Source organism: Sporosarcina sp. E16_3, from assembly GCF_017347125.1.
Lineage (GTDB): Bacteria > Bacillota > Bacilli > Bacillales_A > Planococcaceae > Sporosarcina.
Window position 1 is genome coordinate 14,192 of sequence record NZ_JADPRX010000015.1, and the last position, 14,374, is coordinate 28,565.

Here is a 14,374-nt window from a genome sequence, read left to right on the forward strand (position 1 = left end):
AAATGAAGTTGGGGGCGAACAAGATGGAGGGTATATCATTTGTTGCATCATGGAGCGGCGGGAAAGATTCTGCCATGGCTTATTACCGCGCAATGAAAGCGGGTGGCATTCCGAAACGGATATTGACGATGTTTGAAGAGGATGAAGAACGGTCAAAATCACACGCGCTGCCTTTTGAAGTCGTGGAAGCTCAGGCAAAGAGGATTGGCGTCCCTTTGATGATACGGGGAGCTGGCTGGAAAGGGTATGAAGAGCGGTTTTTAGACGCGATGAAGGAATGTGTTGAATCTGGCATCAGCCACGGAGTTTTCGGGGATATCGATCTTGAGGACCATTTGGAATGGGTTCAAAAAACATGTGCAAAAGTCGACATGGAAGCAGTACATCCATTATGGATGGAGCAGCGTCGCAAGATATTAGAAGAATTTATTGAAGCAGGATTCGAGGCGTACATCGTTGTCGTCAATACAAAAATGATGCCGGCACAATTCATAGGACGTAAATTCACTATAGAACTAATGGATGAACTCGATACGCTTGGAATTGATTCGTGCGGAGAATCTGGGGAATTTCACACAGTTGTTGTAGACGGACCGATTTTTAGCGAGCGTGTCCCGGTTGTTTTTTCAGGGCAGCATGAACGAGATGGCTATGTGTTTTTGGATGTAACGTTGGAATAGTAAGAAATGAAGATAGTCGTGTCGTATAGAATTGAAAAAGCCATCCACATATGCATCTAGCAACATGGATGGCTATAGTCAAATAGTCAATAAATCTCCCAGCTCTTTCTCCAAAAACGGATCAGCATTCAACAACTTCCTGAAGTCAGTGTAACGCGTTACTTCATCAGCTGAAGCCTGCCGACCGGTTTTATAAGCCCGAATCAAAATGTTTTTCGGCGTATGCTCCATGTCGATAAACTCTAGCAGTTGTGCTTCATAACCGACAAGTGACAATAACTCCGCACGAATAGAATCAGTAGCGAGTGCTGAGAACCGCTCTTTGATAAGTCCGTGTTGAAGCATAACGTCAAGCGCGGGGGAATTGACTTGCGAGAACAGTTCGTGCTGGCAACAAGGAACGCTCAAAATGACTTTCGCCCCCCATTTAACCGCACGAGCAAGCGCCATATCCGTTGCAACATCGCATGCATGTAATGTGACGACCATGTCGACTGACGTTTCGTCATTATAGTCATTAATATCACCTACAAGAAATTCTAGATTATCGTAACCAAGATCTTTCGCAATGGTGCTGCATTCCTCAATCACTTCTTTTTTCAAATCAAGCCCGGTTACTTTAATATCTAGTCCTTTTTCGATACGTAAGTAGTGATAGAGCGCAAACGTTAAATAGGATTTACCGGAACCAAAATCAAGAATACGCACAGTTCGATCTTTCGGTAAGTGGGCGAGCGAATCGTCGATGAATTCGACGAACCGGTTAATTTGCCTAAATTTGTCGTGCTTTTGCTTTTTCACTTTGCCGTCGGGCGTTTGGACACCAAGTCGGACTAAAAATGGATAGGCCGTATTTTCATCCAGTAAATAATTTTTCTTGCGGTTGTGTGAAAGGGTAACGATTTTTTCTGATGCCACTTTTTCCGATTTCCACATGACTTTAAACTTTTTCGTCAGCTGAACCTGAATTTTTTCATCCGAAAATTCGGCATGTAGTTGTCTGAAACGCTCAAGCAGTTGCTGCAAATACGGTCGCAATGCATCAGGTGTGACGTTTTCATGGTTCAACACCCGTTCGTACTGATACTCAAATTGAATGTGCAACTGTCCTTTTATTTCCACAGGTTTACATTTTACTCGTTTCAATTCATCTGTTTTTGTACGGGATTGACTGATTGTCCCGCCGATAAACGACCCATCCGTCATCCGGAGTGTCAGTTCATCCACTAATTCCTCAAATTGCATTTTCATCGCTCCTAGTTAAACTCAAATCCTTGCTTCTTCAAAAAGTCTTTCATATGTGTCCGTTTTGGAGCTCCCAAAAAGTCTGCCATGGAATCGGACCAGGCGGCGTCTTTGCGGTTTGAGCCACGGCTTAAATAATAGTCGTTCATTGTTTCATCATATGCCGGGATGATTTCATCGTATTTACCAGCATCATAACCGTTTTCGTGAATAATTGCATCAACTGGCAAGCGTGGCTTTACTTCATTCGCTTCATCAGGAACACCGATTGTCATAGCGAACATCGGAACAACGCCTTTAGGAAGCGATAGTAATTTGCTTATTTCCTCTGGTGCATTTCGGACACCTCCGATATAGCAGATGCCAAAGCCTTTTGATTCAGCTGCAATGGCAACGTTTTGGGCGAATAGAGCAACGTCAATTGAGCCGACAAGGAGATTTTCGGCTGAGGAGAAATCAATATCTTTCCCCACTAAATTTGCTGCCTTTTTCAATCTGCAATAGTCCGCACAAAATACTAAGACGGCACCTGCCGATAAAATCTGTCGTGGGTTTTTAGTGAGCTCAGCTAGTTTCTTCCGTTTTTCAATATCCGTAACATAGATGACGGAGTAAGCTTGTACAAAATGGGAAGTGGCTGCATGTTGCCCCGCATGAATAAGTTCGTGTACTTCTTCTTTCGATAATACAATGTCTTTATATTTCCGCACGGATGCGTGTGCAGTCAATAATTCGATAACCATGGGATCCCTCCAAAATTTGTGTTGTGAATTAAGATTAACAGACTAGGATAGTGGTGAACTACCTATAAAGCTTAACAAAGGGATGTTGTTATGAGTTGGATGGAAGTAATTCAATGACAAATGAGTCCCAAAAGAAAACAACGTATCACGAGTACGACATAACGAGCTCAATTTAGGGCCTACTAATAAATTCACTCCTATATAATATTATTTTCCAAATGACAGAATTTTATGATAACCTATCGGTAAATGATTATTTCAGAAAAGGGGAATGGAAATGACATTATTACGTAAAACAGTGGGGGAGATTGTAAGGGAGCAGGCACGACTTTATCCCGCGCAGGAGGCGTATGTCTATCCGGAACATGGAATTCGGAAAACGTATAAGGAATTTGATGAAGAAACGGACGAACTTGCAAAAGCATTTATTGGCATGGGCATCGAAAAAGGGGAAAACGTTGCTATTTGGTCAGACAATAAAAGGGAATGGCTACTTAGCCAATACGCAACGGGGAAGATGGGGGCAGTCCTTGTTACGGTAAATACGAATTACCAAGCTTCGGAACTTGAATATCTAATGAAGCAATCTGATGCAACTACGCTTATTTTGGATGAAAGCTTTAAAGGAACGAGTTACATAGATATCATCCGTACGATTTGTCCTGAACTGGCGTTGGGTGAGAGGGGGTCTATCTCAAGTGGTAAACTGCCTCATTTCAAACGGATCATTCTGATGACGGAACGGCAAGAACAAGGCATGTACAAATGGTCGGAGTTCATGGCGCAAGCTGATAAGGTAACGAATGAGCAGTTGGAGGAACAATTTAAATCGCTTGATCCCGATGATGTCATTAATATTCAATATACTTCCGGCACGACTGGCTTCCCTAAAGGGGTCATGCTAACACATAATAACGTCGTCAATAACGGTAAGCAAATTGGGGATTATATGAAACTGACAGAGCAGGACCGCGTCTGCATTCCAGTTCCATTTTTCCACTGTTTCGGTTGCGTACTTGGTACACTTGCGGCGGTTACACATGCTTCGGCAATGATTTTACTTGAACAGTTCGATCCATTGCGCGTTCTTCAAGCGGTTCAGGATGAGAAATGTACAGCACTTCATGGAGTGCCAACGATGTTCATCGCTGAGTTGAACCACCCAGATTTCAAGAAATATGATACATCTACACTTCGCACCGGTATTATGGCAGGTTCTGTCTGTCCGATTGAAGTGATGAAACGTGTTATTGAAGATATGGGAGCAAGTGAAATTACGATCTGTTATGGCCAGACAGAAGCATCCCCTGTCATTACGCAGACGAAGACAGATGATCCAATCGAAAAACGCGTGTCAACAGTTGGCAAGCCGCATCCAAACGTTGAAGTTAAAATTATTGACCCTGTAACGGGTGAAGAATTACCTGTTGGTGTGCCAGGGGAACTTTGCACGCGCGGTTATAACATAATGAAAGGGTATTACAACAATGCGGAAGCGACACGTGAAGCAATTGATGAAGATGGTTGGCTCCATACGGGCGACATAGCAGTGATGGATGCAGATGGCTACATTGATATTACGGGACGCATCAAAGACATGGTCATCCGCGGCGGGGAAAATATTTACCCAAAGGAGGTCGAGGAATTCCTGTATACGCACCCAAAAATCGCAGACGTACAAGTTGTGGGCGTGCCAGATGCGAAATACGGTGAGGAACTAATGGCGTGGATCATTCCGAAAAAAGACGTGCATCTCGATGAAGAATCAGTACGCGAATTTTGTAAGGGAAGTATTTCACATCATAAGATTCCAAAGTACATCGAGTTTCTAGAAGAATATCCAATGACTGCTTCGGGTAAAATAAAAAAGTTCAAACTACGGGAAATGTCTGTAGTAAAGTCATACCAGTGAAAATAGGTGTATTCCTCTAAATATGGGGGAATACACTTTTTTTCGCGTTTAATAAAAACTTCTCTGTCGAATCGACATTATTTCCTGGGAAATGTAGGGTGAATAGAATATGTGTATCATATTCTGTCTATTCCGTATACATTATTTACTAAGGATTATTTTAAAAAACAGATTTTTATTTATTGAAAAAGTGATATGATAAGGACGATCTTAAAAAAGGAGGATTCATCATGTCAAATGAAGGGTATCAATTAATTGCAATTATTATATACATGGCGGCGATGATTTTCATCGGATGGTATGCATTCAAACGCACATCCAACCTGACGGATTACATGTTAGGAGGACGTTCGCTTGGGCCGGCTGTAACCGCTCTCAGTGCTGGTGCTGCTGACATGTCGGGCTGGTTGCTAATGGGATTGCCGGGTGCAATCTATCTCAACGGTTTAGTTGAAGCATGGATTGCAGTCGGTTTAACAGTTGGAGCATATTTGAACTGGGTGTTTGTTGCACCACGGTTACGTGTTTATACACAAGTGTCAAGTGATTCGATTACAATTCCGAGTTACTTGGAAAGCCGTCTGAAAGACAAATCACGTCTCTTGCGTATTGCTTCAGGTGTCATCATTCTGATATTCTTCACATTTTATGTGTCTTCAGGAATGGTTGCAGGCGGTAAGTTCTTCCTTAGCTCATTCGGGTTGGATTATCACACAGGTTTATTGATTGTTTCGGCTGTCGTTATTTTCTATACATTATTCGGAGGGTTTTTGGCGGTCAGTTATACGGATGTTGTTCAAGGGGTTGTCATGTTCTTAGCCCTTCTTCTAGTGCCGATAGTTGGTATCTTCATCACAGGAGGATTTACAGAAACTACGGCAAGCATCCGTGCTGTTGATCCACAACTGCTGAATTTCGTATCGGGTGCAACATTCCTTGGTGTTTTGTCAGCGGTTGCGTGGGGATTGGGTTATTTCGGTCAGCCGCATATCATCGTCCGCTTCATGGCGCTTAGTTCGCATAAAGAAGCGAAAAAAGCACGTCGTATCGGGATTGGCTGGATGTTCTTGAGCTTATTCGGTGCGGTGGCGACTGCGCTTGTCGGGATTGCTTATTTCCAACAGAATGCGGGTGCAAAGCTTGTTGATAATGAAACCATATTCATTGTCCTTGGGCAAATTATCTTCCATCCATTTATCGCGGGAATCATGCTTGCTGCTGTTCTTGCTGCTGTTATGAGTACAATTTCTTCACAACTGATTGTATCGTCTTCTGCACTTGTCGAAGACTTGTACAAAACGTTCATGAAGAAAGATGCAACGGATAAGCATTATGTGTTTTTAGGAAGAATGGCTGTCCTTGTCGTTTCGCTAATTGCTATGGTACTTGCTTGGCCGAACAATGAATCCATTTTAAGTATCGTATCGTTTGCATGGGCTGGATTTGGTGCTGCATTTGGTCCGATTATCCTTCTATCTCTTTACTGGCGCAAACTTACAACAAAAGGCGCACTATGGGGAATGATAGTTGGAGCAATTACAGTTATGATCTGGGGGAACGTCGATGCTTTATCGGGTACTCTTTATGAAATCGTTCCTGGTTTCCTCCTTTGTCTGATTGTTGCAGTTGTCGTTAGTACTATCACATATAAACCAAATGCCGAAATTGATAAAGAATTCTCGGCAGCACTTAAGATTCTTAACGAAGATAAGTAATTTGAAGGCCTGCGGTTTCTACTACTGCAGGCTTTTCATTTAGTTAAAATTATGAGAGTGAGGTTAATCGTATGAAACTGGATCATGTTGTCTATTTCACGAATAAAGAACCGTTGAAAATCGTAGTGGAACAACAAGCGAGTGGACGGCACGCTGTAGTCGGTGGTCGCCATGAACAATGGGGTACGTATAATGCACTGCTCTATACGAAAAATGCTTATATTGAATGGTTGTCAGTCGAGAAAATGGAAATTGCGCAACAAGTGGATCATCCGCTGACAAAGTTATTGCTACACGACCTAGAACGGGGCGGTGGTTGGGGGACTATTTGCCTGTCAGTAGATAATATTGAGAAATTTAATGGTGAAGTTGAAAATAAAGGATTCCGAACGTCAGGTGTGCTCGATGCTGAGCGAAGAACGGCTGATGGCCAATTGCGGAAGTGGAAAATGTTGTTCGTCGATCAATCCGTGTCGAATGAATTACCTTATCCGTTTTTCATAGAGTGGGAAGAGACGGAAGAAACACGTTTGGAGAAGTTACGTAAAGATGGAACGCTTAACTCGGACAATGAACAGTTGGAAATTACGGAGTGTGTTTTCAGTGTCGATGATCCTTTAAGTGTAACGGCGGAGTGGGCGATTTTACTGTCGCAGAAAGTTGGCAATACTGATGACATCGCCTTGCCGAATGTTGTGCTGAAATTTGTTGAGCATGACGGCGGCAAAAATAGATTGATGGATGTTGTCATTGGGCAAACTGACTAACAGTTACGGAGTGTTCGTCCAGTTCATCCTGTGACATGCAGTTTCGCCAGATATGGTAGACTGAATATACTTATAGTCGGTCCGGAAGGGGTAGTTCTATGGAATTTTTAGTTGAACGTGCGGTAATTGTAGGGGTCCATGAGCAAAAGGATCAGCACTTTGAATATGCAATGGAAGAATTGAAAAACCTAGCTAAAGCAATAGAGGTTGAAGTCGTCGGAGAAGTGACGCAAAACATGGAAAAACGCAACCCATCTACTTATGTTGGAAAAGGTAAAATGGAAGAAATTAAGTTATTTTATGAAGAATTGGATGCGAACCTCGTCATTTTCAATGATGAATTGTCGCCGTCTCAAATTCGTAACTTGGAGAGGGAATTGGACTGTAAAGTAATTGACCGGACAATGCTCATTCTTGATATTTTTGTACGGCGTGCGAGAACAAGCGAATCGCGGATGCAAGTTGAACTTGCTCAGCTACAATACATGCTTCCTAGACTTGTCGGTTTACGTGCATCTCTCGGCAGACAGGGCGGGGGCGCAGGCGGCGGTGTCCAAAATAAAGGGGCCGGTGAAACAAAACTGGAACTCGATCGTCGGAAAATCGAAGACCAGATTTCCAAACTTGGGCGTGACCTTGATCATGTGAAGGATCAACGTGAAACTCAGCGTAAGCAACGTAAAAAGAGCGGTATCCCTGTTGTGTCGATTGTCGGCTATACGAATGCGGGCAAGTCGACGATAATGAATAAATTGCTGTTGAAGATGGACGTAGACAATGCGAAGCAAGTATTCGAAGAGGATATGTTGTTCGCGACACTCGATACGTCAATCCGAAAAGTGAAACTCGAGGATAACAAAGAATTCATCTTGACGGATACGGTTGGTTTTGTGTCGAAACTACCACACCATCTTGTAAAAGCATTCCGTTCAACATTGGAAGAAGCGCGTGACGCGGATCTCCTTTTACATGTAGTGGATGTGTCGAATTCGGAACACGGCTATATGATGGAAGTAACAAATGAAACATTGCAGGCTGTAGGAGTAGAGAATGTGGCAACGCTTAATATTTACAATAAAGCGGATCTTGCGGACATACCCTATCCTGTAGTGAACGATGACAGCGTGTGGATTTCTGCACGTGAAGGAAAAGGACTCGATGAACTTATTGAGTTGATCAAGAAAAAGATTTTTGAACAATATAGTACATGCAAGCTACTTATTCCATTCGACCGTGGTGATATCGTGTCCTATTTGAATGACAAAGCGAACGTCAAAAGTACGGAGTACGAAGAAGATGGAACGCTGATGACCGTGGAAATGGATATTTCAGAGCGGGCCAAGGTAGAAGAGTTTATCGTAAGCCACTAAGAAAAGCGGAAGGCGCCTTGGTAGACCCGAAAAGCGCTGGAGGGCCTTATAGATAAAAGCGCATTTTGCCTTTATCTATAAGGACTGAAGCGACTCGAGGGACTAGGCGCTGGAGCTAGACACTATTCTTAAAACAAAAAAACAGCACTACATGACTAGGGAGGTCATGTAATGCTGTTTTTTCTATCTAAGAGAAAGGGGGTGGAATAGTTCTAGTATGCCCGCTTATTCAAAAGTTAAACCTCTTGAAATTGATTGTTATGCAGTCGGGCAAAAATTCCGCCTTTCTTCACAAGTTCATCGTACTTGCCATCTTCTGCAATCCCGTTTTCTGTGACAACAATAACACGATCGGCATCGCGTATTGTCGCCAATCGATGCGCGATAACAAGGGTTGTACGATTTTCAGCAAGTTCAGCGAGCGACTGCTGAATAATGCGTTCTGTTTCTGTATCGAGGGCAGATGTTGCTTCATCTAAAATAAGAATGGGCGGGTTTTTCAAGAACATGCGGGCAATAGCGAGACGCTGTTTCTGACCGCCTGACAATTTCAAACCACGTTCTCCAATTTGCGTATCATACCCATAAGGAAGTGCAGCGATGAAGTCTTCAAGATGCGCTTTTTTCGCCGCTTCAATGATCTCTTTATCAGTAGCATCCAATTTACCGTAGCCAATGTTTTCTCTTATGGTACCCGTGAATAAAAAGACGTCTTGTTGGACGATACCGATTTGCGATCGCAAGGAGTGCTGCGTTAGATTGCGGATATCAATGCCGTCAATAGAAATCGTACCTCCGGTGACATCGTAAAACCGCGGAATCAGTGAACAAATCGTTGTTTTTCCCGCACCTGATGGACCGACAAATGCGACTGTTTGGCCTGCACGGATGTTCAAATTAATTCCTTCTAGTACCACTTTATTGTCGTCATAGTGGAAGTGGACATCATCGAAAACAATATCTCCGTTCAAATGGGCAACAGCCACTGCGTCTGGACGGTCTTTTATTTCAGGCTCTTGTTCAATTAATTCACGGAACCTACGGAATCCCGCCATTCCTTTCGGATACAGTTCCAATAGGGCACTGATTTTATCAACAGGTTTGATGAGCACATTGACAAATAGTACAAATGCCACAAGTTCACCACTCGATAATTTGTTGTTGAGTGTAAACCACGCTCCAACAACAAGCACGATAAGTGTGACAAGCCGGGTCATCATATACATACTCGAATGGGTCCACGCCATCACTTTATAGGCGACAAGTTTGGCCGTTCTGAAATTGCCATTGTCTATACGGAAGCGGGCCATTTCGAAATCTTCGTTCGTGAATGATTTGACGACGCGTGAACCTGATACGGAATCTTCTACCCGTGCATTGACGTCAGCGATTTTACCGTACATGTTTTGCCATGCTGCATTCATTTTGATGTTACAGATGGTAACAAGAATAATGAGAAACGGTACCATAATAATTGCGATTAGTGCAAGTTCAGGGTTGATGCTGTACATGATGGCGAACGCGCCAATAAGCGTCATGACTGCGATGAAAATGTCCTCTGGGCCATGATGGGCAAGTTCCCCGATGTCAAAAAGATCATTGGTAATCCGGCTCATAATATGACCGGTTTTGGTGTTGTCAAAAAATCGGAATGATTGTTTCTGTACATGATTGAACAGCTGCTGGCGCATATCGGTTTCAATATTGATGCCGAGTTTGTGACCAAGATAACTGACGATATATTGAAGGAATGTACTCAGTAAATAAATGAGCAACAAAATTATACTTATTGATGTGATTTGTCCCCAATTCCCCATGGGTAGTAAATCGTCGATGAACCATTGAACCGCGACAGGGAATGCAAGGTCGAGCAAAGCTACGAAAATGGCGCTTGAAAAGTCGATAATGAATAGCCGTCTATGCGGTTTATAATACGAAAAGAATTGCTTAAGCATTTGGTTTTATCTCCTTTTGATCTGATAGTTGCTAGTATAGCGGATATGAAGGTAGAAGACGATAATTAAATTCAGAAACCGAAATGTCGATTGTGTAGTTCTATAGTTTTGATTGATAAAGTGAGTATTAGTATTCAATTCATAAAATTAGTGGAACTATTTGGATTTCTCGACGTATGAGTAGATGTGAATAAAATTAATAATTGGAAGGAAGCGGTTGAATTGAAAAGCTGGATAAAAGGTATTGCGGCTGGAATTCTCGTCCTTGGACTTAGTGCTTGCAGTATGACGGCGGAGACGAAAACAGATTCCGATACAGGCAAGAAAGAAGAGATTAATAACAAAAGTAAAATGACAGCGCAAGAAGTATATGAGAAATCAATGGACGTTTCTAAAGAGCAAAAGAGTATGCACGCAACAATGGATATCGATCAGCTCATTAAAGTGCCAAGCCAGGAGCTCGAAATTGACAGCAAAATAACGATGGACATGGATATGGTCATGGAACCACTATCAATGTATCAGAAGATGAACATGGATATGGGCGAGCAAGGCAAAATGGACATGGAAATGTATATGACGGAAGCGGGCTTCTACATGAGTAACCCTGAGTTAGAGGGATGGATTAAATTACCGAACGACATGTACGAGGTAATGGTCGGCCAAATGGCTGGCGGTGCGAATCCTTCACTCGATATGAATATGTTTAAAGAGTTTGCGGAAGACTTTAAGTTTGAGCAGACGGATGATGAGTATATCTTGACGCTTTCCGCGTCAGGGGATAAATTTAGCGAGTTGTTCAAGAAAGTAGCAGCTGATAATATGCCCGCAGGTTTAGAAGTGGACGAACAGCAGGCGGAAGTATTGGAAAACTTGGAAGTAAAATCACTCGAGTACGAAATTTTTATTGATAAAAAGACGTTCTACACGAATGCATTTAATATGAAAATGGATATGACGATGAAAGTCGAAGGCGAAGAAATGCATATCGACCAGAAGGTAAAAGCTGATATAAGCAAAATTAATGAAATTAAGACTATTAAAGTACCGCAAGAAGTAATCGATAATGCAATAGACATCAATGAAACAATGGCTCAGTGAATTAATGGACATCGGATAACCATTCGGTGTCTTTTTTTTTGCACATTCTCATTGATAATGATTTTCAGTTATTGATTGACACAAGCTTCCAACATGCTATAATTGGATTTGCGCCTAACTGATAATCGTTTTCATTTGATGATTCTCAATTAGTCTCAAATAATCGATATCGAGGCTTACTATGAAGATACGTTACTTACTCATCGCACTCGTCAGTCTATCATTCCTATCGTTATTTGTAGGAGTGAGCAATATCACGCCAATGGCTCTGCTTGACTTTAAGTCGGAAGAAACCGAGATTTTCTTAATCAGTCGTGTTCCGCGACTTGTTGCCATTCTCCTTGCAGGAGCGGGGATGAGTATCGCAGGACTAATTATGCAGCAGCTGAGTCGGAATAAATTTGTTTCTCCAACAACAGCAGGAACTTTGGATGCGACAAGGCTTGGGATTCTTGTCTCGATGCTGTTTTTCACAAACGCATCTACGATTGAAAAAATGATTGTCGCATTTGTATTTGCGCTTGCCGGCACGCTACTGTTTATGCAAATCCTTGACCGTATAAAATTCAAGGATGCGATCTTCATTCCACTCGTCGGATTAATGTTCGGTAATATTTTGTCATCTATTACGACGTTTTTCGCTTACAAAGCGAATGTCATTCAAAATATGTCGGCGTGGTTGCAAGGTGATTTTTCGATGATTATGAAAGGACGTTATGAACTTCTATACATAAGTATTCCCGTGCTGATTGTCACCTATTTGTATGCAAATCGTTTTACGGTTGCGGGAATGGGTGAGGATTTCTCTAAAAACCTTGGGCTTGCTTATAGGCAAATCGTCAATATCGGACTTGTCCTTGTTGCGCTTATTACCACCACCGTCGTCTTGACGGTCGGAATGATTCCCTTCCTTGGATTAATCATTCCGAATATCGTTTCTATTTATAAAGGGGATCATTTACAGAAGACATTGCCCCATACAGCACTGCTCGGTGCGATATTCCTGCTTATTTGCGATATTTTAGGCAGGGTGCTTATCTATCCGTACGAGATTTCAATTAGCTTGATGGTAGGCGTTATCGGCAGTGGAATATTCCTTTACTTATTGTTTAGGAGGAAGGCCTATGCGTAACTCTACGAAACTCATTATTCTTACTGTATTGGCGGCTTTCTTCTGTGTTCTGTATCTTTTCCAAGGTTTAAACGGAAGTTACGATTATGCGTTACCACGCCGCGGTATCAAAGTATTGGCAATGGCCATTACGGGCGTCGCAATTGCCTATTCGACAGTGATCTTCCAGACGATTACACATAACCGGATTTTGACACCGAGTATTATGGGGTTGGATTCACTCTATATGTTGTTACAGACCAGCCTCATTTTTATACTCGGTTCAGGGCATGTAACAATCGTCAATAAACATGTGAACTTCATATTATCTGTCTCTACAATGGTTGTATTCGCGCTTATCCTATACCGGTTTTTATTCCGGGGAGGCAAACAGCCAATTTACTTCCTGTTGCTTGTGGGAATTATCGTTGGAACATTTTTCGGGAGTATCTCTACATTCCTGCAAGTACTCATTGATCCCAATGAATTCATGCGTGTGCAAGATAAAATGTATGCAAGCTTCAACAACGTTAGCGGGGAACTTGTCTGGTGGGCACTGGGAATCGTTATTGCCAGTTTCTTTATCGGATGGAAATACTTCAACGAACTCGATGTGCTGTCGCTTGGTAGGGACGCGGCCATTAACTTGGGTGTATCCTACGATAAAGTCGTCAAGACAATGCTTATACTATCAGCTGTACTAATCGCAGTCTCGACTGCACTTGTCGGGCCAATAACATTTTTCGGCCTGATTGTCGCGAATTTGTCCTATCAGTTTTTCAAAACATATAAACACACTGTCCTTATTGCGGGTGCATCCATTATGAGTATCATTGCTCTTGTTGGAGGACAATGGGTCGTCGAACGGGTATTTACGTTTTCAACGACGCTCAGTGTCATTATCAACTTTATCGGCGGTGTCTACTTCATCTACCTACTATTAAAGGAGAGTCGATCTACATGATCCAAGTCCGTGAACTATCGAAGTTTTATGGTAAAAAAGTGGTCGTTGAAAAGGTCAATGTGAATATTCACCGTGGTAAGATCACATCTTTCATCGGGCCAAATGGTGCGGGTAAATCGACGCTACTTTCAATGGTTAGTCGTCTGTTAGATGCAGATACGGGTGAAGTGCTTGTCGATAAAGACAATGTTAAACAAATGAAATCGAATGAGTTTTCAAAACGGGTTTCGATTTTGAAACAATCGAACTTTATGAACGTTCGTTTGACAATCCGTGAACTTGTCTCATTCGGCCGTTTCCCACATTCAAGAGGGAGATTGACTGCAGAAGATGTAGGAATTATCGACCAGGCGATGGAGTATATGGATTTAATGGGGATGCAGCACGATTACCTGGATGAATTATCGGGTGGCCAACGTCAACGTGCATTCATCGCAATGGTTATTGCCCAGGACACGGATTATATCCTATTGGATGAGCCACTTAATAACTTAGATATGAAGCATTCTGTTCAGATCATGAAAATATTAAGAAGGCTAGTTGACGATCTCGGTAAAACCGTTGTCATCGTTTTGCACGATATTAACTTTGCTTCTGTTTATTCAGATAGAATTGTTGCTCTGAAAGAAGGCCGTGTTGTCAAAGATGGCCCTACCGATGAAATTATCACGTCCGATGCATTAAAAGAAATCTATGATATGGACATTCCGATTAAACAAATGGCGAATTGTCGCATTTGCGTGTACTTCGACTCTTAATTAAGAATAGCGAAGGGCACCCGGTGTCTAGACAGCGACCTAAGTAAAAAGAT

At 42.3% G+C, this 14,374-nt stretch carries 12 protein-coding genes; 9 read left to right on the plus strand and 3 right to left on the minus strand.

Features of this window, described 5'->3' with window-relative positions:
- The first annotated feature begins 23 nt into the window (after positions 1-23).
- Positions 24-680: a Dph6-related ATP pyrophosphatase gene (locus I2483_RS10410; protein WP_207175702.1), complete on the plus strand. Its 657-nt coding sequence runs from the start codon at positions 24-26 to the stop codon at positions 678-680.
- Positions 681-758: 78 nt separating this feature from the next.
- Here the strand turns inward: I2483_RS10410 and I2483_RS10415 are convergent, their stop codons facing one another.
- Positions 759-1,925: a class I SAM-dependent methyltransferase gene (locus I2483_RS10415; protein WP_207175704.1), complete on the minus strand. Its 1,167-nt coding sequence runs from the start codon at positions 1,923-1,925 to the stop codon at positions 759-761.
- 11 nt (positions 1,926-1,936) lie between these two features.
- Complete coding sequence (nfsA, locus tag I2483_RS10420) at positions 1,937-2,668, minus strand: oxygen-insensitive NADPH nitroreductase (protein ID WP_186672341.1); 732 nt, start codon at positions 2,666-2,668, stop codon at positions 1,937-1,939.
- Positions 2,669-2,945: 277 nt separating this feature from the next.
- On the opposite strand from nfsA, the gene I2483_RS10425 reads away from it, so the two are divergent.
- The 4 genes from I2483_RS10425 to hflX all read left to right on the plus strand — a co-directional run bounded on the left by I2483_RS10425 (position 2,946) and on the right by hflX (position 8,432).
- Positions 2,946-4,580, plus strand: a complete 1,635-nt coding sequence (locus I2483_RS10425) for an AMP-binding protein (RefSeq protein WP_207175706.1) — start codon at positions 2,946-2,948, stop codon at positions 4,578-4,580.
- Positions 4,581-4,810: 230 nt separating this feature from the next.
- Complete coding sequence (gene putP / locus I2483_RS10430) at positions 4,811-6,295, plus strand: sodium/proline symporter PutP (RefSeq protein ID WP_207175708.1); 1,485 nt, start codon at positions 4,811-4,813, stop codon at positions 6,293-6,295.
- A gap of 71 nt (positions 6,296-6,366) precedes the next feature.
- Positions 6,367-7,062, plus strand: a complete 696-nt coding sequence (locus I2483_RS10435; protein ID WP_207175710.1) for a VOC family protein — start codon at positions 6,367-6,369, stop codon at positions 7,060-7,062.
- A gap of 98 nt (positions 7,063-7,160) precedes the next feature.
- Positions 7,161-8,432 carry a GTPase HflX gene (gene hflX / locus I2483_RS10440; RefSeq protein ID WP_207175711.1) on the plus strand — a complete coding sequence of 424 codons (1,272 nt, stop codon included), beginning with the start codon at positions 7,161-7,163 and terminating at the stop codon, positions 8,430-8,432.
- A gap of 236 nt (positions 8,433-8,668) precedes the next feature.
- Here hflX and I2483_RS10445 read toward each other — a convergent pair whose 3' ends face one another.
- Positions 8,669-10,387 (minus strand): ABC transporter ATP-binding protein, encoded by a 1,719-nt coding sequence (locus tag I2483_RS10445; RefSeq protein ID WP_186672330.1) that lies wholly within the window; start codon positions 10,385-10,387, stop codon positions 8,669-8,671.
- A 222-nt stretch (positions 10,388-10,609) separates the two neighbouring features.
- Here I2483_RS10445 and I2483_RS10450 point away from each other — a divergent pair, with 222 nt between their 5' ends.
- From I2483_RS10450 to I2483_RS10465, 4 genes are all read left to right on the plus strand, one after another.
- Entirely contained in the window at positions 10,610-11,488 is an 879-nt protein-coding gene (locus tag I2483_RS10450) for a DUF6612 family protein (RefSeq protein ID WP_207175712.1), read from the plus strand.
- A gap of 181 nt (positions 11,489-11,669) precedes the next feature.
- A complete protein-coding gene (locus tag I2483_RS10455) occupies positions 11,670-12,620 on the plus strand; it encodes an ABC transporter permease (protein WP_207175713.1) in 951 nt (316 codons plus the stop codon).
- Positions 12,613-13,563: an iron chelate uptake ABC transporter family permease subunit gene (locus I2483_RS10460; protein ID WP_207175714.1), complete on the plus strand. Its 951-nt coding sequence runs from the start codon at positions 12,613-12,615 to the stop codon at positions 13,561-13,563. The genes I2483_RS10455 and I2483_RS10460 overlap by 8 nt, the downstream gene beginning before the upstream one ends.
- Positions 13,560-14,321 (plus strand): iron ABC transporter ATP-binding protein, encoded by a 762-nt coding sequence (locus I2483_RS10465; RefSeq protein WP_207175715.1) that lies wholly within the window; start codon positions 13,560-13,562, stop codon positions 14,319-14,321. Before I2483_RS10460 ends, I2483_RS10465 begins: the two co-directional genes overlap by 4 nt.
- The last annotated feature ends 53 nt before the right edge of the window (positions 14,322-14,374 follow it).